The organism is Planomonospora sp. ID91781, assembly GCF_015711595.1.
GTDB classification, from domain to species: domain Bacteria; phylum Actinomycetota; class Actinomycetes; order Streptosporangiales; family Streptosporangiaceae; genus Planomonospora; species Planomonospora parontospora.
On record NZ_JABTEY010000002.1, the window covers coordinates 1478955 to 1501827 of the forward strand.

Here is a 22873-nt window from a genome sequence, read left to right on the forward strand (position 1 = left end):
GAGGCGTGCTCGTGCGGACGGCGCGACATCGCGTGGGAGGAGACGGCGGCTCTCGTCGCGCCCGGAGACCACGCGAGCGTGTCGATCGCCGGTCGGACCGGCCGGCCAGGGCAGCGTGCCGATGGCCGGTCGACGGCGGCGTCCGGCTGACCGGCCGACGAGAGTCCTGACGGTGCCATGGGGCGTCCGCGACGCCGATCGGAGGCGTCCGGCGGCTTCCGGTAACCTACTCCGTTCGAAAGCGTGTTGCCGGAAAGGGTCGCGCCGGATCCGCGGACGCGGATGCCGGGCGGTGCCGACCAGAACGGGTAGGGGATGCCGGAGTCACCGGACGTGCACAGGTCGCCAGGTTCGCTCCCGGAGAAGCCGGGGCCCAGGCGGGGGCGGAGGCCCGCCCGGCCCGATCCGGAGTCCGGTCCGGTGGCGCTGCTCGCGCACCGGCTCTGGGAGCTCAAGGAGAGGGCGGGCGACCCGTCTTTCGCGGAGATGTCCTCCCGCCTGGGAGCGGCGGCCTCGAAGTCGTCGCTGGCCGCCGCCGCCCGGGGACGGACGCTCCCGACCTGGGAGACGACGTGGGAGTTCGTCCGGGTCCTCGCGGTCGACCGGCTGGGCCAGGACGAGCGGGAGACCGAGCGGGAGTGGCGGTCGTACTGGGAGCAGGCCGGGACCCAGGGTCCGCCGGCCTCCCCCGCGGCGGAGAGCGAGCCGACGCAGACCGGACCGGCGCGGACGGGAACGGTGGCCGAACCGGCAGAGGGCGGGCTCGCAGAGGGCGGGTCCGTGGCGGACGGTCCCGCTCCGGCCGCGCGGCCGCTCCGCATCCGCATCGGCAGGCCCGTCGTCCTCGGCGTGCTGTCCGCCGTACTCGCCGGTGGCGCCGGCGCGCTGGTCGCCGCGTTCTCGCCGTTCGGTGGCGAGAAGGCGCCGGACAAGGCCGTGCCGCACGAATCGCCGGCATGGACGGCGCAGTCGAGTGACGACTCCGTCTTCGAGGGGGACGTCACCTACCCGGATGGGAGCACGGTGCGCAGGAAGGCGCACTTCACCAAGGTGTGGCGGATCCGCAACGCCGGAACCGTCCCCTGGGAGGGGCGGTATCTCACCCGGATCAACAGCACGCCGTGCCGTGCCCCCGAGCGGATCGCGATCGAGCCGACCGCGCCGGGAAGGACGACCGACATAGCGGTGCGCGTCCGCGCCGCCGCCGGCCCGGCCAGATGCAAGATCTTCTGGAAGATGACCAGCGAGGACGGGACCCCGCTGTTCCCCGCGAAGAAGCCGATCTTCCTGGACGTCAGCGTGCAGTGACCGCGAGCGCGGGCCGGCCGCTCCGGCGGCGTCCGTGCGCGCCGGTCGGGGCGCCGGCGGCGGCGTCCGTGCGGCGCCGGTGGCGTGGGCGTCGGCGTCCGTGCGGCGCCGGTGGTGTCGGTGTCGGCGGCGTCAGAGCTCGTACGGCCCGGCGGGCGGCGGACGCCGGGCCTTCCCGAAGCTCTTCCCGAAGAAGATCCCCCGGTGGGGTGCGGAATGCGTCCGGGAGGAGAGAACCACTCGAAGGAGTCTCCGTGGGAGACGCGCACGGGTGGCCGGGAGCGGGGAGGGATGTGCGGTGACCGCGACGGGGATTCCGGCCGCGCCCGCGGCGGCGGGCCGGGCCGGGACGGCGCTGCTGGCCGCCATGGTGGCGGCGCAGGTCGCGACCGGGCTGCAACCGCGGCCGATCCTGCTCACCAGCGTGGTCGTGCTGCTGCTGGCGGCGGCCGCGCTCGCCTTCGCCGCGGCGGTCCACACCCTCCCGCGGGCGGCCGCGGCCTTCGCCGCCGCCGTCGCGGCCGGCTACGCCGCGGAGTGGATCGGCACGAGGACCGGGGTGCCGTTCGGCGACTACCACTACACCGGCCTGCTCCAGCCGCAGCCCGGCGGCGTCCCGGTGATCGTCGCACTGGCCTGGGGCGGCATGGGTCTGGCGGCCCACGCGGCGGCCTCCGCGGCGGCGCCGGCGAGCCGGGCGGCGCGCGTCGCGCTGGGCGCGGCGGCGCTCACCGCGTGGGACCTGTTCCTGGATCCGCAGATGATCCGGCTGGGCCTGTGGGTGTGGCACGAGCCCGGTCCCTACCGGGGCGTCCCGCTCGGCAACTTCGCCGGCTGGCTGGCCGTGTCGCTGCTGGTGATGGTGCTGATCGACCTCTCCCTGCCGGACCCGGCGGCGCGCAGCACCGGCCTGGCCGCGCTGTACACGGTGATGGCGGTCATGGAGACGATCGGCTTCGCGGTGGTCTTCGACCCGCCCGACCCGCTGGTCGCCGCCGCCGGGGGGATCTGCATGGGTGTGTTCGTCCTGCTCGCCTGGAGGCGTCGATGGCGGAAGTGATCGTGGTCGGAGGCGGCGTCGGGGGGATGGTCTCCGCGCTGCTGCTGGCCCGCGAGGGGCACCGGGTCCGGCTCTACGAGCGGCTGCCCCGGCTGGGCGGCAAGCTCGCCGAGCACCGGCGCGACGGTTTCACCTTCTCCGAAGGGCCGTCCCTGCTCACCCTGCCGGACCTGTTCACCGGCCTGGGGCTGGAGCTCGACCTGGTGGAACCGCGCGAGCTGTGCCGCTACCGCTTCGCCGACGGCTCGGTGCTGACGGCACCCCGGGACCCGGAGCGGATGGCCGGGGCCGTGGAGCGGCTCGCGCCGGGCGAGGGGGCCGGCTGGCGGGCGTTCCACGCCTGGGCCCGGCGGTGCTACGAGGCGTCGGCGCGCGGCTTCTTCGCCGGGCCGCCGGTCTCCCCGTCCCGGTCCGCGCCGCGCGGGAGCCTGTCCGACCTGGCGGCGGTCGCGCCCGGCCGGACCCTGCACGGGCTGGCCCGGCGCTTCTTCACCGACCCGCGCCTGCTGCAGTACGCCGGCCGCTACGCCACCTACGCCGGTTCCAGCCCCTACCGGGCGCCCGCCGCACTGGCCTGCGTGCCCGCGATCGAGCACGGCGAGGGCGGCTGGTACGTGGCGGGCGGGCTGCCCCGGCTCGCCGACGCGCTCGCCGCGGCCCTGGAGAAGGCCGGCGTGGAGGTCGTCCTCGGCGCCGAGGTCACCGGGCTGCTCGCCGACCGCGACCGGGTGCGGGGCGTACGGCTGGCCTCCGGCGAGCGCGAGCACGCCGCGGTCGTGGTCGCCAACACCGACGCGGCGGCGCTCTACGGGCGGCTGCTGCCCGACCGGCGACGGCTGCGGCGGATCGCCTCGCTCGGCCTGTCCTCCTCGGCGTTCCTGATGATGGCCGGGGTGGAGGGCCGGACCGAGGGGCTGGCCCACCACACGGTGCTCTTCTCCGCCGACTACGAGCGGGAGTTCGCCGACGTCTTCGACCGGCGGCGCCCGCCGGAGGACCCGACCGTCTACGTCGGCTGCTCGGCGGTGGACGACCCGTCGCAGGCCCCGGAGGGCTGCGAGAACTGGACCATGCTGGTCAACGTCCCGGCCCGCGACCCGGGCCGGTGGCCGATGTCCCCGCACGCCTACCGGGACCTGGTGCTGGAACGCCTGGCCGGCCGGGGTCTCGACCTGTCGGGCCGGCTCCGCTTCGTCGACCTGCTCACCCCCGCCGACCTGCGCGACCGCTACGGCGCCTGGGGCGGGGCGATCTACGGCGGCGCCTACGCGGGACCGCTGGCCCCGCTGCGCCGCCCCGGCAACCGGGGGCCGCTGCGCGGCCTGTACCTGGTGGGCGGCTCGGCTCACCCCGGCGGCGGGCTGCCGCTGGTGGCGATGGGCGGGCGCATCGTGGCGTCGCTGGTGGCCGAGGACTTCCCCCGGTGACCCGCTCCGCCCGCCCCCGGACCGCCGTCCCGATCGGCGCCGTCCCGGTCACCGCCCTCACCACCGCCGCCCGGGCCGCCACCACCCGGACCGGCCGTCGGGATCCGGTCCGGGCCGCCCTGGCCGCGCTCACCGCGTGCCAGGCCGCCGCCGCGGTGGTGGTCGCCGTACGGCTGGCGCGCGGGCGCACCCGCCTGCCCCCGCTCTCCCCCGTGACCGGTCCCCGGGACGGCCGGTCCTCCCCCGCGGACGGTCCCGGGCCCGGCCGGCCGTCCCCCGCGGCCGGGCCCGGGCGCGGCCCGCGCATCTCCGTGGTGGTCCCGGCCCGCGACGAGGAGCACCGTATCGGGCCGTGCGTGTCGGCGGCGCTCGCCGACCCGGCCGTCGCGGAGGTCGTGGTGGTCGACGACGGCTCCCGCGACGGCACGGCCCGGCTGGCCGCCGGACTCGGCGCGAAGGTCCTGGCCGCCCCTCCCCTGCCGGCGGGCTGGGTGGGCAAGCAGTGGGCGCTGCGGCACGGGACCGAGGCGGCCCTCGGCGACGTCGTGGTCACCCTCGACGCGGACGCGCGTCCCGCGCCCGGCCTGTTCGGGGCGGTGGCGGCCGCCCTGGACTCCTACGACCTGGTCACGGTGGGCCCCCGGTTCGTCTGCGACGGGATCGCCGAGCAGGCGCTGCACTCGGCGTTCCTGGCCACGCTGGTCTACCGGTTCGGCCCGATCGGCCCGTCCTCCCCTCCGCCGCCGCACCGGGTGGTGGCCAACGGCCAGTGCACGGCCTTCCGCCGTACGGCGATGCTGGCCGCCGACGGGTTCACCCGGGTCCGCGGGCACCTGACCGACGACGTGGCGCTGGCCAGGACCCTGGCCGCGGACGGCTGGTCGGTGGGCTTCCTGGACTCGGGCGGGCTGCTGGAGGTCGACATGCACGAGTCCGCGGCCGAGGTGTGGCGGGAGTGGGGCCGCTCGCTCCCGCTGCGGGACGTCACCTCCCCGGGGCGCCAGGCCGCCGACCTGGCGGTGCTCTGGCTCACCGCCGCGCTGCCCCCGATCCGGCTGGTCGCGGGCCGGCCCACCCGGCTCGACCTCGCGTTGCTGGCGGTCCGGCTGCTGCTGGCCGGGGCACTGCGCGGCAGCTACACCCGGCCGGGACCCGGCACGCTGCTCTCCCCCCTGCTGGACCCGCTGGCGGCCTTCCGGCTGACCGCGGCGACCCTGCGGCCCGTCCGCACCTGGCGGGGCCGGTCCTACCCGGCGGCCGCCGCGGGAGCCGTCCCCGGGACCGCCCCGGCCGCCGCCCCCGGCGGACCGGAGACGGCCGCCGGGCCGGGGGTGGGGCGGCCCGCCCGGAAGGTCACGACGGGCGCCGGGCGGTCCGCGCGGCCTGGCCGAAGCGCAACCCGATGAGGCACATCAGCGCGCCGGTCCCGGCGACGTGCGCGGCCGGCGCGAACGGCAGCTGCAGCAGCGGGAGGGCGAACACCCCGGCCCGCGCACCGATCGCGAAGGAGCGGGCGGCCAGGGCGGTGCCGGCCAGGACGGCGAGGCCCAGCAGGAAGGCGGGCGGGCAGACGACCGCGAAGCCGCCCGCGAAGGTGAGGATCGAGCGCCCGCCGCGGAACCCGGCGAACACCGGCCACGCGTGCCCGGCCATCGCCGCCGCCACGGCGAGGTACACCGGGACGGTGCTGGGGCCGGAGACCGCGCCGGACCCGGCCGTGTGCCCGCCGCTCACCCAGAGGGCGAGCAGCGCGGCGAGGGCCCCCTTGAGCATGTCACCGGCGAAGACCGGCGCGGCGGCCCTCCCGCCGAGCCGCTCCTTCATGTTCCAGAAGCCCGGGTTGCGGTCGCCGACCGCGCGCGGGTCGAAGCCGTGCGCGCGGGCGACGAGCACCGCGACCGGCACGGATCCGAGGAGGTAGGCGCCGATGACGGCCACGGGCAGGGGCAGGGGCAGGGGCACGGGAACCATCGCCTCGTTCCACCTCGTCAGGTATGCGGATCTGGGGGCCATGCGGCACATGGCGTTCGACCGGCCGGTGCTGGCGCGCACCCCCGGACTGGTGTTCCGGCGGCTGCTGGGGTCCGGCCGGGGCGCGTCCATGAGCCTCGGCGCGGACCTGCGCCGCTGGGCGCTGTTCGCGGTCTGGCGCGCCGAGCGGGACCTGGACGCCTTCCTGGCCCGCTCCCCGGTGGCGGCGCGCTGGCGCGACGAGACCGTGGAGTCCTGGCAGGTACGGCTCGCGCCGCTGGCCTCGCGCGGGAGCTGGGGCGGGGTGGACCCGTTCGGTCCGATCGCGGACGGCCCGGCCGGAGCCGGGCCTGCCGGAACCGGGTCTGCCGGAACCGGAGCGGCCAGGGACGGCGCCGGCCGGGACGGGCCGCCGGGCCCGCGGGAGGGCTCCGGTCCGGTCGCCGTGCTGACCAGGGCGTCGATCCGGCCGTCCCGGCTGGTCGCGTTCTACCGTTCGGTCCCCGCCGTCGACGCCCTGCTCCGGGAGCAGGACGGCTGCCTGGCCTCCGTCGGCGTCGGGGAGTGGCCGCTGGCCCGGCAGGCCACGTTCTCGCTCTGGCGCGACGCCGCCGCGGTCCGGGACTTCGCCCACCGGGGCCGGGCGCACCGCCGGGTGATCGGGCGGACCCGGGACGAGGGCTGGTACGCGGAGGAGATGTTCACCCGGTTCGCCCCCTACGGCAGCGCGGGGACGTGGAACGGGACCGACCCCCTGGCGGGGTCCCCCGCCTCCCTCGGCCCCCGGCCGTAGCCGGCTCACCGGGCCGGTTCCGCCGCGCGGTGCCCCGGTGCCCGGACCGGCTTCCCTCCCCGGGCGAGGTCGCGTGCCACCACGCACGCCCGGGCGATCGTGCGGGCGCGCGAGGAGCCGTGCGCGACGACGACGGTGCGGCTCAGCCCGAGCAGCGCGGCTCCGCCGTGCGTCTCGGGGTCGTAGCGACCGGCCACCTCCCGCAGTTCGTCCGGCCGGGCGATCCCGGCGTGCGCGATCATGGCCAGGGTCGTCCTGACCGCCCCCTCGACGTTCTTGAGCACGACGTTGCCGGTGAATCCGTCGGTGACGATCACGTCGACGACGCCCGCCAGCACGTCGTGGCCCTCGACGGTGCCGTGGAAGCGCAGCGGCAGCCGCCGGAGCAGCTCCTCGGTCCTGCGGGTCAGCCGGTTGCCCTTGCCCGGTTCGGAGCCGATCGAGAGCAGGCCCACCGTCGGCTCCGCCGTGCCGAGCACGAGCCGGGCGTAGGAGGTGCCGAGGAGCGCGAACCCGGCGACCATCTCCGGCGTGGGGTCGGCGGTCGCCCCGGCGTCGAGCAGCACGCTCGAACCACCGGTGACCTGGGGCAGCGCGATGGCCAGGGCGGGCCGGAGCACGCTCTCCGCCCGGCCGACGCTCCGGATCGCGCACGAGACGACCGCCCCGGTGGAACCGGCCGAGACGAAGGCGGCCCCGGCCCCCCGGCTCAGCAGCTCACAGCCGACCGTGATGCTGGAGGTCCCGGCGAGCGCCCCCGGACCCCGCTCCCCCATCGGGACGACCTCCTCGGCGTGGACCACCTCGATCTCACCGGAGGCGCCGTACCGCGCCAGTTCCCGGCGGATCTCCTCGGCCCGGCCGACGAGCAGCACCGGCACCCCGTGCTCCCGCAGGGCGGTCACGGCTCCCCTGACGGTCTCGGCGGGCCCGTGGTCCCCGCCCATCGCGTCGACGACGACCGGTTCCGGCATCGTGTCCTCCTGGCAACGGTGATGGATGGTGGTCAGCGGCCCTCCCACCCGGGCCGCAGCGCCCCGGCCGCCCGGCGCTCCGCCCGGCCCGCCGCGGCGGCCGCGGACAGGTGGCGGGCGAAGACGGCCAGCCTGCGGCGGCGGGGCACGGTCGCCCTGCCGCCCAGCACGTCGTAACCGGCGGCCTCGATCCGGTCGAGGATGCCGCCGTACAGCTCGTGGGCCGCGCGCACGCACGGCCGGGAGGAGGGGGTGAGCAGGGCGACGCCCTCCGCCGCCCGCCGGTAGTGCGCGCGCGCCCGCTCGGTCTCGAAGGCCAGCAGGTCGCGCAGGGCCGGGGTGGGCGTGCTCCGGCCCAGGTCGGCGACGGAGACGCCGAACCGGTCCAGGTCGGCCAGGGGCAGGTAGACCCGGCCGCGTGACAGGTCCTCGGCGACGTCGCGCAGGAAGTTGGTGAGCTGGAAGGCCAGTCCGAGCTGGCGGGCCGGTTCGCGCGCCCGTTCCGCCATGCCGGGCAGGGGTTCGAGCACGGGCAGCATCATCGTGCCGATGACGGCGGCCGAGCCCTCCATGTAGCCGAGCAGGTCGTCGTAGGTGTCGTAGCGGGTGACGGTCAGGTCGGCCCGCATCGACTCCAGGAACGCCTCGACGTCGGCGTGGTCGATGCCGAAGCAGCGCACGGTCTGCGCGAAGGCGGGCAGCACCGGGTCGCCGGTGGCCTCCCCGGCGAGCGCGGGGGCCAGGCGCCCGGCCAGCTCGTCGAGCGCGGCCTCGCGGTCGCCGGTCATCGTGAAGGAGTCGACGATCTCGTCGGCGTGCCGGGCGAAGCCGTACAGCGCGTGCACGTGGGGACGCTTCCAGGCCGGGAGCAGGAGGGTCGCCAGGTAGTAGGAGCGGCCGTGGCGGGCGTTCAGCCGGCGGCAGAGCTCGTAGCTGCGGGTCAGCGGGACGGGAGGCGGTGCCACGGGAGGGCGTCCGGGCGCGGGCACGGACGGGACGCGCGGCACGGACGGAGACGGGGGCTGGGGCGAGGACAGGACGTGCGGCGGGGACGGAATTCGCGGCGGGGTGGGCGGCGGTGTCATCGGCGGGCCTCCAGGATGCGCTCGGCGGCCAGCCGGCCCGAGATCAGCACCGGGGGGACCCCCACCCCCGGCGCGGTGTACATGCCCGCGAAGTGCAGGCCGGGGACCCGCCGGGCGGCGCCCGCCGGGCGGAACCAGGCCGTCTGCCGGAACCGGTGGTCCAGCGCGAACGGCGTGCCCGCCGAGTGGCCGAGCCCGGCCCAGCCGGGCGGGTCGAAGCCGAGCCGGGGGGCTCCGGACAGGTCGCCGTACCCGAGGTCCGCGAGCCTGCCCAGCAGGCGCTCCTCCAGGCGCGGGGTGAGCCCGTCCCAGCGGGCGCGCTGCAGGTTGGGCGCGGGCTCCAGCACGGTGAGCGTGGCGTGCCCGGCGGGCGCGGCGCCGGAGTCGGACTCGGGGTAGGTGACGAGCAGGTTCGGATCGCCCTGCGGCCTGCCCCGGGCCAGGTCGGCGAAGGAGGAGTGCCACTCCCGGCCGAAGTGCAGGGTGTGGTGCGCCTGGCCGGGCAGGCGCCGGTCGAGGCCGAAGTGCAGCACCAGGCAGGAGGGGGAGTAGCGGGGCCGGCGCAGCCGCCAGTCGCCCGCGCCGCGCGGCAGCAGCCCGGCGTGGGCGTCCGGCAGGTCGCAGGCGACCACGACGTCGCGGGCGGCGAGGCGCTCGCCGGTGTCGAGCAGGACGCCGCTGACCCCGGAGGAGCCGGTCTCGACCCGGACGGCGCGCACGCCGTACCGCAGCCGCGCCCCGGCCTTCTCCGCCACGGCCGCCATCGCCTGGGGGATGGCGTGCATGCCGCCGTGGCGGGGGAAGTAGACGCCGCCGACCGTGTCCATGTGGGCGATCACCGCGTAGATGCCGAGCGCCTGCCGGGGCGAGAGGCCGACGTACAGCGCCTGGAAGGTGTGCGCCCTGATCAGCCGGGGGTCGGTGAGGTGGCCCGCCACCAGGCGGTCCAGCCGCCGGAAACCGCCCAGCGCGGCCAGCCTGGTCAGGGCCGCCGGGCGGGCCAGGTTCCGCAGCCGGGTCATGTCCCGGTCGATGAAGGCGTCCCACTCGGCCGCGAACAGCTCGGCGAGGCGGGCGCGGAAGCGCCGGTAGCGGCCCGCCTCCGCCGCCCCGCACAGCCGCCGCACCTCCTCGGCCATCGCGTCCTCGCCGGCCACGACGTCCAGGTGGGAACCGTCGTGGTAGCGCAGCCGGTAGTACGGGTCCAGCCGGCGCAGCGGCAGCCAGGACTCCAGATCCTCGCCCGCCGCGGCGAAGGCGTCCGCCAGGACGCCGGGCATGGTGAGCACCGACGGCCCGGTGTCGAAGCGGTACTCCCCCAGCCGCGCGGTCCCGCAGCAGCCGCCGGGCACGTCGCGGGCCTCCACCACGGTCACGTCCCGTCCCGCGGCGGCCAGCCGCATCGCCGCGGCCAGGCCACCGAGCCCGGCTCCGATCACCACGGTCGGGCCCATGCGCGCTCCTCGTTCTCCACCGGACCGGCGGGCTCCCCGCCGGGTCCGCGGGCCGGGTCGGCCCGCGGGTGGCCGCTCCGTGCCCCCTGCCCGCTTCCGGCCCGTTCATCTCCCGGAATCGTGCAAAGAGCGTGCGATCACTATCCGGGTCTTCGGCCGGGACCCGTCCCGCGGATGCATCCGGTGCCCCGCCGGTGAGCGCGGGCCGGCGAGGCGAGGACGGACGCTCGGCGGCGGCGGGCGTTCAGCCGAGCCGCGACACCCCGCCGTCCTCGGGGCGGTCGGGGTCCTCCTCGGCGGGGTCGCGGGGCTCGGCGTACGGCTCGGCGGTCGGCGGATGCCCCGTGGCGATCTTCTTGGCCCGCATCAGCTCGGCGTCGAACTCGGCGCCCAGCAGGATCGCCATGTTGGACAGCCAGAGCCAGACCAGGAAGACCACCACGGCGCCGAGCGTGCCGTAGGTCTTGTTGTAGGAGCCGAAGTTGGCCACGTAGACCGCGAATCCGAGGGAGACCACGATCCACAGCAGCACCGCCAGCACGCCGCCGGGGCTGATCCAGGGGAATCCGGGCTGGCGGACGTTGGGCGCGGCCCAGTACAGGAGCATCACCAGGGCCGAGGCGATCAGCAGCAGGACGGGCCACTTGGCGTAGTTCCAGACCGTGACCGCGGTCTCACCGAACCCGAGGGCCTCGCCCGCGACGCGGGCGAGCTCACCGGTGAAGGTGACGATCACCGCGCTGGCGGCCATCAGGACGACGAACACCAGCGTGAGGCCGACCCGCAGCGGGGTCAGCTTCCAGAACGGCCGGCCCTCCTCGATGTCGTAGATGGCGTTCCCCGCCCGGACGAAGGCCGCGATGTAGCCGGACGCCGACCAGAGCGCCACCAGCAGACCGAAGATCGCCACCAGGCCGGTGCCGCCGCTCCGCCGCAGGTTCCCCACCTGCTGCTCGACCAGGTTCGTGACGTCCTGCGGGGCGATCGCCGCCACCTGGCTGAGGATCGTGGAGATCACGTCCTGTCCGACCAGGCCGGACAGCGAGACCAGGACGATGAGGGCGGGGAAGACCGACAGCACCGCGTAGTAGGTGAGGGCGGCGGCCCAGTCGGCCACGTTGTCCCGCCGGAACTCTCCGACCGTCCGCTTGAGGACCCCCCACCAGGCCCTCGGCGGCAGTTGCGCGGGCGTCTCGGGGGCGCCGGAGCCCGCCTTCCCGGGGGCCCCGGCGGCTCGCGCTGCGCTCATCTACCGGTTCTTCCTCACCCGCGGGACACGGGCCGTGCCGACTCCCGGACCCCTTCTGACCCAGGGGACGCGGGCGACGGAGACCTGCCTGCCCTTCCCCAGCCACGGGACGCGGGCGACGTCGACCTGCTTGCCCTTCCAGAGCCCGAGGACGCCGGTCGGCTCGGACCGCGCGGCCCGCCTGCGCCGCATGACGCGGACGACGGCCAGCGCGACGGCGCCGACCACGGCCAGGGTCGCGAAGGGCCGCCGGCCGGCCTCCGTCGAGACCTTCTCCGCGGCGTGCCTGACCTCGGCGGGCGTGGCCTGCCGGGCCTTGTCCAGCACTTCGGGCGCCGCGCCCTTGACGCGGTCCAGCATGCCGGTGGCCGTACCGGCCGTGGCGGCGCCCATGCGCTTGAGGTCGTCGCCCATGTGGGCCGCCTTCTCCTGGACCCGGCCCTTCACGTCGGTCTTGTGCACCAGTGCCTCCACACTGTCTCCCAGCTCCCGGCGGGTCTCCTCGATCTCCCGCCGCACGGCCTCCTCGGGGGTCTCCGGCCCGCGGGCGGACCCCCTGTCGCGTCTGAGCAGTTCGGGCGTCCCGTCGCTCTCCCAGGGCGGGAGCCCGAGGTCGTCGGTGGGCGTCCCCTCGCCCCGGGAGCCTGCGGCCCCCCTCGGCTCGTTCGGCGGGATGTTCAGGGACCCGCGCTCGTCCGGGGGCACCGGGGTGCCGATCTCCTGCCTGCGGGAACCGGTCGCGCCCGCGGGAGCGACGTCCCTGCCGCGACCCGGGTCGGTCTCACTCATCGGTGTGCCCTCTCCTTCACGGCGTCGATGTCGTTCTTGACGCTGCGGATGGTCCGCTGTGGGGCGGGCGAGCCCGCCGCGGACACCTGGCGCTTGCCGCGGAGCCCGAGCACCGCGGCCGCGAGCAGCAGCACCGCGCCGACGACCGCCGCGGCCGCCCACGCGGGCATCGCCTGGGCGAGGAGCAGGATGACCGCGGCGACCAGTGCGCCGCCTCCGAACAGGGCGATGACTCCCGCCCCGCCGACCATTCCCGCACCCCGTCCCGCGTGCCGGCTCTTCTCCCCGAGCTCGATCTTGGCCAGCCGGATCTCGTCCCTGACCAGCCGGGAGACCTCCTCCGAGATCTGCTTGATCAGCTCGCCGGTGGAAAGGCCATCTTTCGTACTGTTCGCCATGTGACGCGCCTCCTCCCTACAGAGGTAGGCGCTACCCTCTCCTGCCACGGCAAACATGCGGCCGGGACCGCCCGGCGACGGCCGCCGGGTCAGCGCTCCGAGCGGAAGATCAGCACCAGGACGCGCAGTCCCAGCATGGCGCTGATCGCCAGCAGGTTGTACCCGAGGAGCTGGAGGAGGCCGACCCCGGGCGTGACGGACGGCCCGCCCTCGGTGCCGAGCAGCAGGACGGCCATGACCCCGGTGGTGGCCGCCAGGACGGTCAGCAGCACCTGGTGCAGCACCCCGGTGACGTAGCGCCGGTCGCGCTCGTCGGCGAAGAGCCGGACGTTCACTCCGAACCGGCCGTGTTCGGCGGCGCCGACGATCCGCTCCACCCGGCGGGGCAGGCGGCGCAGCATGGGCAGCAGGTGCAGCATCTCCTGCGCCGCGGCCTCCCGGATCCCCTCCGGGCCGCCCCGCTCGGCGAGGTGGCGGGCGGAGAAGGCCCGGGCCTCGGCGACGATGTCGAATCCGGGGGCGAGCCGCGCCAGTGTCCCCTCGACGGTGCCCAGCGCCCGGAAGACCGCCGCGACCTCGGGCGGCACCGACAGCCCGTGCGCGGAGACGACGCGGAACAGATGCGAGAACATCCGCATGTCGGGGGCGGCCCCGGTGACCAGGTGACGGGCCATGAACCGGCCGAGGTCGCGCTCCAGCTCGCGTTCGTCGATCTCTTCGGGGCGCGCCACGACCTCCAGCAGGGCGTCGCTCACACCCAGCGGGTCACCCCGGTCCAGGGCGGCCAGCAGGCGCTGCAGCGCACCGCGCAGCGCGGCGTCGAGCCGTCCCACCGAGCCGAAGTCCAGCAGCCCCAGCCGGCCGTCCTCCAGCAGCATGATGTTGCCGGGGTGGGGATCGGCGTGGAACACGCCGTGCACCATGATCTGGCGGAGCAGCGTCTCCAGCAGGGTCCTGGCGAGCCCCTGCCGGTCCGCCCCCTCCGGTACGGCACCGCCGAAGGGGGTGCCCGCCAGCCGCTCCATCACCAGCATCCGCCGCGAGGACAGCTCCGGCCGGGGCGCGGGGACGTGGACCGGCTCCCCTGCGGCGGCGGCGGCCACGGCGGCCATGTTGGCGCTCTCGACCCGGAAGTCGAGCTCCTCCCGCAGCGCCTCGGCGAACCCCCGGGCCAGCTCGCCCACGCCGAACGCCCGCCCCCAGCCGGTCCGCCGCTCCAGCGACCGGGCCAGGCGCGCCACGATGTCGAGGTCCTGCTCCACCACGGCCGCGATCCCCGGGCGCTGGACCTTGACCACCACCTCTTCGCCGCCGCTCAGGCGCGCCCGGTGGACCTGCGCGATCGAGGCCGCCGCCAGGGGCTCGCGCTCGAACTCCGCGAACGCCTCCTCCACCGGCCCGCCGAGCTCGGCGACGAGCACCCGCTCGATCTCCGCCCACGGGGCCGGGGCCGCCCGGTCCTGGAGCAGCCGCAGCTCCTCGACGAACTCCGGGGGCAGCAGGTCGCTCCGGGTGGACATGATCTGGCCGAGCTTGACGAAGGTGACGCCGGCCTCGTCGAGGGCGAGGCGCAGCGCCTCGGCGGTCCGGGCCCGGCCGGCCGGGGCGCTCGGGCCGGGGTCGCGCCCGCGCAGGTAGGGACCGAGGCCGTGCCGGATCAGGATGCGGGTGATCTGCAGGTAGCGCCGCGACCTGACCGCCCTGCGGCGCGCCGCCCGGACGAGTTCCAGCGGCCCCGGCAGCGAGCCGGGCGGCACCAGCGCCTCCGCGACGACCAGGAACACCAGACCCGCGAGCAGCGCGCACAGCACCGCCAGGACGAAGAACCACAGCGGGGTGATCCCGGTGTCGGCGGGGTCCACGGTCCCGGCGAACGCCTGCATGAGCGGCCCGATGATGGCGATCACCAGCGCCCCGGCCAGCAGCGTGCGAACCGCGCCGAAGCGCAGGCCGAGCACGCGCCGCGCGGCCACCGCGAATCCGGCCAGCATCACCGCGACCGTGGCCGCCAGGCCCACCACCACCAGGAAGTCCACCGGTCCCCGCCCGTCTTGATCACGATTCCCGGCGGCCAGACTAGCGAGTGGCGGAAATGCAGGTATACAGGCAAGGATGGGAACCTTGTTCCGTCCGGGACGAGGGTTCCGTCCGGGGCACGGGTTCCGTTCCGGGCCCGGATCCCGCCCGGGACACGGACTCCACCCGGGATCCGACGTCAGGCCCGGAACGCGGCGAGGAAGGCGGCACGCTCGACATGGCACAGATCGTCGGGGGCGGACGCCCGGTCAACGACGCCGAGCGGCGGGTCATCGCGCACCTGCGGGACAACGCGCCCGGCGACTGGCTGCTCCTGCACAACATCGAGGTGCCGCGCGAGGACGACTCCTTCGAGGTCGACCTGGTCGTGCTGACCGGCCACTCCCTGTGCGTCATCGACGTCAAGGGCACCCGGGGCCGGATCGAGGTGGCCGGGACCCGGTGGTTCCCGGAGCGGCGCAGCGCCTTCGGCTCCCCGGTCAGCAAGCTGCGGGGCAACGGGCGGGCGCTCAAGGGCCTGCTGATGCGGGCGCGCCGGGAGCTGGAGCGCGTCTACGTCGACAGCGTCGTCGTGCTGACCGGGGCCGGCGCCGAGCTGGTCGACCCGGCCGGCCGCGACTCCCGGCACGTCACGGACCTGCCGGGGCTGATCGCGACGCTGGGCGACGCCTCCCGGGTCCGGCGCGGCTACAGCACCGACACCGGACCGTACCGGACGGCGATCATCGAGGCGCTGAACGGGAGCGTCCGGCGCTCCACCGCGCCCCCGAGGTTCGGCAACTGGGAGGTGGAGGAGGAGCTCGGCGGGGACAACCGGGTCACCGAGTACCGCGCGGTCAACGCGACGGTGCGCGGCGGCGAGACGGTCCTGCTCCGGGTGTACCGGGCCGACCCGCTGGCCGAGGAGGGGCCGCGGGAGGCCGAGCGGCGGCTGATCACCAACGCCTACCAGGCCCTGACCCGGATCCCGCCGCACCCGTGCGTCGTCCGCTCCCGCGACTTCTTCGCCGTCGACGACGAGAGCCGGTTCGTGCTGGTCCTCGACGACGTGCACGGCCGCGCGCTCCACCTGCACCTGGGCGCCTCCGGGCGGCACGCGCCGCCCGCCGCGCAGCGGCTCGGCACGCTGGTGGGCATCGTGGAGGACATGCTGGACGGCCTGGCCCACGTGCACGCCAACAACGTGGTCCACCGGGCGCTCAGTCCCGCCTGCGTGCTCGTCGCGGAGGACGGGCGCGCGATGCTGACCGGGTTCGACTACGCCAAGCCCGGCCCGCGCGCGCACACCGTGGCCAACGAGCTGCCCAACGTGCTGGACACCCACTACGTGGCCCCCGAGTGCCAGGCCAGGCCGGAGCTGATGACGGCGGCCTCCGACGTCTACGCGGCCGGGGTGATCGCCTTCCGGCTGCTCACCGGCGCGCTGCCGCCCGCGAGCCCGGACGCCGAACCCGCGCCGGGTGACGCCGCGCCCGGGATCGCGCCGGAGGTGATGGACCTGCTGCGCCGGATGCGCGACCACACGCCGGCCAAGCGCCCCTCCGCCGCCGAGGCCCTCGCCGACCTGCTGCGGGCCCGCGACGGGCTGGCCCCCGCACCCCGCGTACGGCCGGAGCCCGCCCGGCCGGGCCGGTTCCGGGAGGCGCTGCGCCGCATCTCGGGCAGGTCGGCGTGAGGGTCCCGGACCGGGCGGGGAGGGTCCCGGACCGGGCGTGAGGGGCGGGGCTCAGCGCAGGAAGGCCGCCGCCACCCCCGAGTCCACCGGGACGTGCAGTCCCGTGGTGCGACCCAGGTCGCCGCCGGTCAGCGCGAAGACGGCCGCCGCGACGTGCTCGGGCAGGACCTCGCGCTTGAGCAGGGTGCGCTGGGCGTAGAACTCGCCCAGCCTCTCCTCCTCCACCCCGTAGACCGCGGCCCGGTTGGCGCCCCAGCCGGAGGCGAAGATGCCCGAGCCGCGCACCACCCCGTCGGGGTTGACGCCGTTGACCCGGATGCCGTGCCCGCCCAGCTCGGCGGCGAGCAGCCGCACCTGGTGCGCCTGGTCCGCCTTGGCCGCGCCGTACGCCAGGTTGTCCGGGCCGGCGAAGACGGCGTTCTTGGAGGAGATGTAGACGATGTCGCCGCCCATCGCCTGGTCGATCATCACCCGGGCGGTCTCCCGCGAGACCAGGAAGGAGCCCCGGGCCATCACGTCGTGCTGCAGGTCCCAGTCGGCGGCCGTGGTCTCCAGCAGCGACCGCGACAGCGAGAGGCCGGCGTTGTTGACGACCAGGTCCACGCCGCCGAAGGCCAGGACGGCCTGCCGTACCGCGGCGGCGACCTGCTCCTCGGAGGTGACGTCCATCTCCACGGCGATCGCGGCGTCGCCCGTCCGGTGGGCCTTCGCGCCGATCCCGGCGGCGACCTTCTCCGCGGCGGCCGCGTCACGGTCGGCGACCACCACGCACGCGCCCTCGGCGGCCAGCCGCCGGGCGGTGGCCGCGCCGATGCCCGAGCCGCCCCCGGTGACCAGCGCCACCCGGGCGGCCAGCGGCCTGGGTGCGGGCATCCGGCGGAGCTTGGCCTCCTCCAGCTCCCAGTACTCGATGCGGAACTTCTCCGACTCCTCGATCGGCGCGTACGACGACAGCGCCTCGGCGCCGCGCATCACGTTGATCGCGTTGACGTAGAACTCGCCGGCCACCCGGGCGGTCTGCTTGTCCCTGCCGAAGGAGAACATGCCGACCCCGGGCACCAGCACGATCGCCGGGTCGGCGCCGCGCATCGGCGGGGACTCCGGCGTGGCGTACCGCTCGTAGTAGGCGGCGTAGTCGGCCCGGTAGGCGGCGTGCAGCTCGCGCAGGCGCGCGGTCACCGCCTCCAGGGGCGCGTCGGCGGGCAGGTCGAGCACCAGGGGCCGGACCTTGGTGCGCAGGAAGTGGTCCGGGCAGGAGGTGCCGAGCGCGGCCAGGCGGGGGTGCTCGGCGCGGGCCAGGAAGTCCAGCACCTCGGGGGTGTCGGTGTAGTGGCCGACCTGCGGGGCGTCGGTCGAGGCCAGGCCGCGCACCAGCGGGAGCAGCGCGGCGGCGCGCGCGTGCCGGGCGGACCCGGGCAGCGGCTCGCGGCCGGGCAGCACCGCGCCGAACGGGTCGGGGCGGCCGTGCTCGGCGATGTACGCCTCGGCGGTGCGGATGATCTCCAGCGAGCCGGCCTCGCACGCGGCGGAGGTGTCCCCCCAGGCGGTGATGCCGTGGCCGCCCAGGATGCAGCCGATCGCCCGCGGGTTGCCGGCCTTGACGGCGGCGATGTCGAGGCCGAGCTGGAAGCCGGGCCGCCGCCAGGGCACCCAGACCACCCGGTCGCCGAAGATCCGCCGGGTCAGCTCGGGGCCGTCGGCGGCGGTGGCGATCGCGATGCCCGCGTCGGGGTGCAGGTGGTCGACGTGGGCGGCGTCGACCAGGCCGTGCATCGCGGTGTCGATGCTGGGCGCGGCGCCGCCCCGGCCGAAGGCGCAGTGGTCGAAGGCGGCGACCATCTCGTCCTCGCGCTCGACCCCCGGGTAGACCCCGGCCAGGGCGCGCAGCCGGTCCAGGCGCAGCACGGCCAGGCCCGCCTCGCTCAGCGTGCCCAGGTCGCCGCCGGAGCCCTTGACCCACATCAGCTCCGTCTCGGAGCCGGTGACCGGGTCGGCGGCGGTGCCCTTGGCGGAGGTGTTGCCGCCCGCGTAGTTGGTGTTGCGCGGGTCGGCGCCGAGCGCGTGCGAGCGCCGCAGCAGTGCTTCGACCGGTGACGTCATGACGGTGTCCCCCAACGAGTCCTTCAACGAATCGTCCGTGTCCTCAAGGCCGTGTCCGCACGGCCGTGTCCTCGGAGCGGTCTTCTCGGAGCGGTCGTGAGCCGTGTCCGCGAAGCCGCGTCCCCGGGGCGGAGCGGACGCCTCGGCCGGGCCCTCGCGGCGGGCTTCCGGCCCGGGCGCCCGGCGCTCACGCGCCCCAGCCGGCCTGCGTGCCGCCGACCCGCTCGGCGCAGACCTTCTCGAAGTAACCCGACCGGGCGTAGGCGGCCATCGGGTCGGGCTCCAGGCCCGCCTCCGCGCGCAGCTCCGCCAGGAGCGGCCGCACGTCGGTGTCGTAGGCGTCCATCAGCACCGCGTTGGCGCCGAGCACGTCCCCGGCCGCCTGCGCCGCGGCCAGCGCGCCGGTGTCCACCAGCAGGGCCTTGGCGGTGGCCTCCTGCACGTTCATCACCGAGCGGATCTGGCCGGCGATCTTCGGCTCGATGTTGTGGCACTGGTCGAGCATGAACGCCACGCCCGAGTCCGGGCCGTACCCGCCGCCGCGGACCACCTCGAACATGATCCGGAAGAGCTGGAACGGGTCGGCCGAGCCGACCATCAGGTCGTCGTCGGCGTAGAAGCGGGAGTTGAAGTCGAAGCCGCCGAGCCTGCCCTCGCGCAGCAGGAACGCCACGATGAACTCGATGTTGGTGCCCGGCGCGTGGTGCCCGGTGTCCACGACGACCTGCGCCTTCTCCCCGAGCCGGACGCAGTGCGCGTAGGCGGTGCCCCAGTCGGGCACGTCGGTGGCGTAGAACGCCGGCTCGAACAGCTTGTACTCCAGCAGGAACCGCTGGCCCTCGCCGAGCCGGTCGTAGACCTCCGACAGTGCCTCGGCCAGCCGGTCCTGGCGGGCCCTCAGGTCGTCCTGGCCGGGGTAGTTGATCCCGTCGGAGAACCAGAGCTTGAGCGTGTCGGAGCCGGTGGCGTCCATGATGTCCACGCACGCCAGCAGGTGGTCGGTCGCCTTGCGCCGGATCCGCGGGTCGGGGTTGGTGACGCTGCCCAGCCGGTAGTCGTCGTCCTGGAACACGTTGGAGTTGATCGCGCCGATCCGCACGCCCAGGCCGGCGGCGTGCGCGGACAGCGCCGCGTAGTCGTCCACCCGGTCCCACGGGATGTGCAGCGCCACGCTGGGCGCGATCCCGGTGAACGCGTGCACCTGGGCGGCGTCGGCCAGCTTCTCGAACGGGTCGCGCGGCACCCCGGGCTGGGCGAACACCTTGAAGCGGGTGCCGGAGTTGCCGTACGCCCAGGAGGGGGTCTCGATGGCCTGCGCCCGCAGCGCGGCCTTGATGTCGGTGGTCATGTCTTCCCGATCAGTCCAGGTGGAACACTTCGTCGAGCGGGCTCATGCCCTCGTCCGGGCGCCCGTCGAGGGCTTCGAAGAACGGCGCCATCTCGGCCTGCCAGCGGGCGTTGACCTCGGTCCCGGCCATCGCCGCGCGGGCGGCCGCGAAGTCCTCGGTCTCCAGGTAGCCCACCAGCAGCCCGTCGGGACGCAGGAACAGCGAGTAGTTGCGCCACCCCGCCCGCCGCAGGGCGTCGAGCATCTCCGGCCACACCTCCCGGTGCCGCTCCCGGTACTCCTCCAGCCGCTCGGACCGGACCTTCAGCAGGAAGCAGACGCGCTGCACACGGGCTCCAGATTTCTCAAAACGTTTTAAGAGCTTCCAGGAAGGTACGGCGTACGCACCGCCCTGTCAATGCGGATAAATCGGCAATAAGGCGTGAAGCTCTACGCAATCGGACAGCGATATGAGGTGACACGTTTTAAGCAGCCGACAGGGCAAGCGTCGTCGGCCGGACCGGCCGTCCAGGGACGCCCGCGACCGCCGCACCCGCCTCCGGAGGGGGTCCACGGGGTCGTCCGTGCTCCGTCCGGGGCGCGGCGGTCGCAGGCGGGTCAGGGGACGGTGATCCGGTCTCCGAGCAGGGCGAGGTTCTGGATGGCGGCCAGGCCGTACTGGGCGGCGTCGTTGGTGGAGACGAAGGGCGCCTCGGTGACCGGCATGAGCACCGCCGGGCCGCGGACCTCGGTCAGCCGCCAGTCGCGCTCGCGTTGCAGCGGGTTGACGTTGAGCCGGTCTCCCTCGTCCCGGAAGAACGCGCGCCAGGCGAGCCGGGCGAGCTCCGCGTCGCCGGTGCGGGCCGCGGCGTAGGCGGCGAGCCTGCTGTGCGCCTGGACGAGCGAGACGCCCTCCAGCGCCCGGCCCAGCTCGGCGGCCTGCCGCTCGGCCCCGGCGAGGTAGAGCCGGCAGTAGTCCAGCCAGGCCTCCTCGAAGCCGGGCACGCCCAGGTCCAGGTCGATCAGCTCGGCGCAGACCTCCGGCAGCCCGAACACCGCCGACAGGTGGGAGACCTCGACGGCCTCCCGGGTGGTGTCGAACCGCCCGGTCGCCAGGTCCAGGCGGGCCTCCCCGGTGAGGAAGCCGTGCCGCAGCGCCGCGATGTCCGCCATCGTGCCCAGCAGCCGGTCCCGGGCCCGCTCGTCGCCGTGCCGCTCCCAGCGGGTGAGCCAGGCCGCGGCCAGCGCCCCCCAGTCCACGCCGAGCCCCACCGCCAGGGCGGCGGGGTCGGGGGTGTAGGCGTCCCGGCGGACCTTGCGCAGCGGGTCGACGGCCAGGAACGTCTCCTCGGGCGCGGCGAGCTCGTCGAGCAGGTCCCCGGTGCGCTCGTCGGCGGTCAGGTAGTGGAAGAAGCGCCGGTAGACGGCGCTGGAGACGCGCAGCTGCTTGCAGCTGCACCCCCAGTGCTGCACGTTGTGCCGCGACCCCAGCCCCTTCCACCGGCCCAGGTGGTAGACGTCCACCTCGCCGGTGTGCCGGGTCATCGCCTCGGCGAACCGGAAGACGTCGGCCCGCCCGGTGCGCAGGTACTGGTACCACAGCCACAGGTCCGGCGAGAGCTCGGAGTTGTCCCAGGCGTAGCCGCCCACGTCGTAGCGCCAGGTGTGCCGGTCGGGGTCGTAGGCGTGCATGACGTCGCCGTAGTCCCAGAACCCGTACCACCGGCGCTCCTCGCGCTGGCGCAGGTAGAAGTCGAACAGGAAGTCCAGCCGGTCCTCGATCTCCGCGGCGGCCGGGTCCGACCTGTCGGGCGGCGCCCAGACGCCGAACACCCCCGCCGCGCGCAGCCGCTCGGGCGCGGCGGTGAGCAGGCCGGGGGCCTGCAGCAGCGCGGCGTGCTCGGCCAGCTCCGCGTTCGGCGGGGTGGCCGGGTGGACCCGCAGGGTCAGCTCGTGGGTGCGGGCGACGCCGTGCGGGTCGCCGAAGCCCGGCTCGTGGTCCTCGTAGGTGATCTCCAGGCCCTCGAGCTGCCCGGCGTGGGTGTCCTGGCCCATCCCGTCGTGCCAGAAGCGCAGGTCCATCGGGGGCGCGCCGGGCGACCAGAGCCAGACCGTGACCTCGGCGGCCTCCCCCGCCCCCACGGCGGCGCCGCGCACGTCCAGCCGGGTGGGGTGCAGCCGCCAGAAGTCGCGCAGGCCGAAGCCCAGGCCGCCGCTCACGCCTCCGACGTAGCCGTAGCCCTCCGACCTCGTGCCCGCCGGGACGGTGACCCAGGCGTGCCCGGGCGCGGTGCGCTTGCGCAGGGTGAAGCCGTCGGCGCTGTGCTGCTCCAGGGTGTGGTCGTTCCAGACCGGGATCAGGTGCAGCCGGCCGGCCACCTCCGGGTTCCCGATCCCACCGACCGGTCGGCCCTCGGTCTGCGCCCGCCGTACGGCCTCGCCCGGATCGCGGCGCAGGCCGGTCAGGCCCCGGACGGCCTCGGTGAGGAAGCCCTCCGCCCCGGCCAGCCGGACGTGCCGGTCGTGCGGCTCGTCGCGCATGACCACCTCGGCGCGCAGGCCCAGACCGGCGAGGAAGTCGGCGGAGGCGTCGCCGTCCCAGACGAAGCTGTGCACGACGCGCACGTCCGGCGCCCCGGCGTGGAAGTACAGGCGCACGGTGAAGGGCAGCCAGGACCTCCCGTCCTCCTCGACGTGCCGGCCCTCCAGCCGCACCACCGCGCGCACCGGGCCGTCCTGCTCGACGGCGACCGCCGAGACGACGCCGGCGGCGGGTACGCGGACGCGCGAGCCGTCCTCGTCGGGGGTGTCCTGACGGAGGCTGACCAGGCGCACCCCGCGCACGATCTCGGTGCCGCCGTGCGCGACGGACGCGATCAGGTCCGTCCCGCCCGGCCCGGGCAGCATCCAGGCGACCGGTCCGGTGGCGACCCGCAGCCCGTCGCCGGCGCGGGCGACGGTCACCGGGTCGTCCGGCGCGGCGGGCTCGGCCCCGGGGACCAGCTCGTAGGACCCGGCGGGTACGGCCTGCGGCCCGATGGCGTGGGCCGACCACTTGACCGAGCCGTCGGGCCAGGTCGCGGTGGTCCAGCTCTGCACCGGGGTGCCGTCGGCGAGCGCGAAGGGGACCCCGGGCCGCAGCGCACCGCGCGGCCAGGGCACTCCCCAGGCCACGCCCTGCCGGCACGGCCGCTCCAGCCAGCGCAGCACCGTCGCTCCCCCGGCC

The 22873-nt window shown here is 75.7% G+C and carries 18 protein-coding genes; 6 read left to right on the plus strand and 12 right to left on the minus strand.

Annotated elements, in window-relative coordinates:
• Nucleotides 1–420 precede the first annotated feature (420 nt).
• The 4 genes from HS048_RS25950 (at nt 421) to HS048_RS25965 (ending at nt 5201) form a co-directional block, all read left to right on the plus strand.
• The gene (locus HS048_RS25950) at nt 421–1308 is read left to right on the plus strand and encodes an NBR1-Ig-like domain-containing protein (protein ID WP_196468935.1); all 888 of its coding nucleotides are present in this window, start codon (nt 421–423) and stop codon (nt 1306–1308) included.
• Between the two features lie 298 nt (nt 1309–1606).
• On the plus strand, nt 1607–2368 hold the full coding sequence (locus HS048_RS25955) for a carotenoid biosynthesis protein (protein WP_307832638.1): 762 nt from the start codon (nt 1607–1609) through the stop codon (nt 2366–2368).
• Nucleotides 2356–3795 carry an NAD(P)/FAD-dependent oxidoreductase gene (locus HS048_RS25960; protein WP_230881883.1) on the plus strand — a complete coding sequence of 480 codons (1440 nt, stop codon included), beginning with the start codon at nt 2356–2358 and terminating at the stop codon, nt 3793–3795. Before HS048_RS25955 ends, HS048_RS25960 begins: the two co-directional genes overlap by 13 nt.
• The gene (locus HS048_RS25965) at nt 3792–5201 is read left to right on the plus strand and encodes a glycosyltransferase family 2 protein (protein WP_307832639.1); all 1410 of its coding nucleotides are present in this window, start codon (nt 3792–3794) and stop codon (nt 5199–5201) included. Before HS048_RS25960 ends, HS048_RS25965 begins: the two co-directional genes overlap by 4 nt.
• Here HS048_RS25965 and HS048_RS25970 read toward each other — a convergent pair.
• A complete protein-coding gene (locus HS048_RS25970) occupies nt 5149–5766 on the minus strand; it encodes a glycerol-3-phosphate acyltransferase (RefSeq protein WP_196468936.1) in 618 nt (205 codons plus the stop codon). The genes HS048_RS25965 and HS048_RS25970 overlap by 53 nt on opposite strands.
• Here HS048_RS25970 and HS048_RS25975 point away from each other — a divergent pair.
• Nucleotides 5723–6559, plus strand: a complete 837-nt coding sequence (locus tag HS048_RS25975) for a spheroidene monooxygenase (protein WP_230881884.1) — start codon at nt 5723–5725, stop codon at nt 6557–6559. The two genes, HS048_RS25970 and HS048_RS25975, sit on opposite strands and share 44 nt — an antisense overlap.
• A gap of 5 nt (nt 6560–6564) precedes the next feature.
• On the opposite strand, the gene plsX is transcribed toward HS048_RS25975, so the two are convergent.
• The 7 genes from plsX to HS048_RS26010 form a co-directional block, all read right to left on the minus strand.
• Nucleotides 6565–7533 (minus strand): phosphate acyltransferase PlsX, encoded by a 969-nt coding sequence (gene plsX, locus HS048_RS25980; RefSeq protein WP_196468937.1) that lies wholly within the window; start codon nt 7531–7533, stop codon nt 6565–6567.
• A 32-nt stretch (nt 7534–7565) separates the two neighbouring features.
• Nucleotides 7566–8498 carry a phytoene/squalene synthase family protein gene (locus HS048_RS25985; RefSeq protein ID WP_307832640.1) on the minus strand — a complete coding sequence of 311 codons (933 nt, stop codon included), beginning with the start codon at nt 8496–8498 and terminating at the stop codon, nt 7566–7568.
• Between the two features lie 116 nt (nt 8499–8614).
• On the minus strand, nt 8615–10072 hold the full coding sequence (gene crtI / locus HS048_RS25990; RefSeq protein ID WP_196468939.1) for a phytoene desaturase family protein: 1458 nt from the start codon (nt 10070–10072) through the stop codon (nt 8615–8617).
• 244 nt (nt 10073–10316) lie between these two features.
• Nucleotides 10317–11321: a YihY/virulence factor BrkB family protein gene (locus HS048_RS25995; RefSeq protein WP_196468940.1), complete on the minus strand. Its 1005-nt coding sequence runs from the start codon at nt 11319–11321 to the stop codon at nt 10317–10319.
• Nucleotides 11322–12110: a DUF3618 domain-containing protein gene (locus tag HS048_RS26000; protein WP_068895596.1), complete on the minus strand. Its 789-nt coding sequence runs from the start codon at nt 12108–12110 to the stop codon at nt 11322–11324.
• Nucleotides 12107–12508, minus strand: coding sequence for a phage holin family protein (locus tag HS048_RS26005; RefSeq protein ID WP_068895598.1), 402 nt, complete (start codon nt 12506–12508; stop codon nt 12107–12109). The genes HS048_RS26000 and HS048_RS26005 overlap by 4 nt, the downstream gene beginning before the upstream one ends.
• 89 nt (nt 12509–12597) lie before the next feature.
• Nucleotides 12598–14544: an AarF/ABC1/UbiB kinase family protein gene (locus HS048_RS26010; protein WP_068895600.1), complete on the minus strand. Its 1947-nt coding sequence runs from the start codon at nt 14542–14544 to the stop codon at nt 12598–12600.
• A gap of 218 nt (nt 14545–14762) precedes the next feature.
• On the opposite strand from HS048_RS26010, the gene HS048_RS26015 reads away from it, so the two are divergent.
• Nucleotides 14763–16220, plus strand: coding sequence for an NERD domain-containing protein kinase family protein (locus tag HS048_RS26015; protein WP_196468941.1), 1458 nt, complete (start codon nt 14763–14765; stop codon nt 16218–16220).
• A gap of 51 nt (nt 16221–16271) precedes the next feature.
• Here the strand turns inward: HS048_RS26015 and HS048_RS26020 are convergent, their stop codons facing one another.
• From HS048_RS26020 to HS048_RS26035, 4 genes are all read right to left on the minus strand, one after another.
• Nucleotides 16272–18320: a bifunctional aldolase/short-chain dehydrogenase gene (locus HS048_RS26020; protein WP_196468942.1), complete on the minus strand. Its 2049-nt coding sequence runs from the start codon at nt 18318–18320 to the stop codon at nt 16272–16274.
• 187 nt (nt 18321–18507) lie between these two features.
• Nucleotides 18508–19668, minus strand: a complete 1161-nt coding sequence (gene rhaI, locus HS048_RS26025) for an L-rhamnose isomerase (protein ID WP_196468943.1) — start codon at nt 19666–19668, stop codon at nt 18508–18510.
• Nucleotides 19669–19678: 10 nt separating this feature from the next.
• Nucleotides 19679–19996 carry an L-rhamnose mutarotase gene (locus HS048_RS26030; protein WP_196468944.1) on the minus strand — a complete coding sequence of 106 codons (318 nt, stop codon included), beginning with the start codon at nt 19994–19996 and terminating at the stop codon, nt 19679–19681.
• 269 nt (nt 19997–20265) lie between these two features.
• A complete protein-coding gene (locus HS048_RS26035; protein WP_196468945.1) occupies nt 20266–22857 on the minus strand; it encodes a Tat pathway signal sequence domain protein in 2592 nt (863 codons plus the stop codon).
• Nucleotides 22858–22873: the final 16 nt, after the last annotated feature.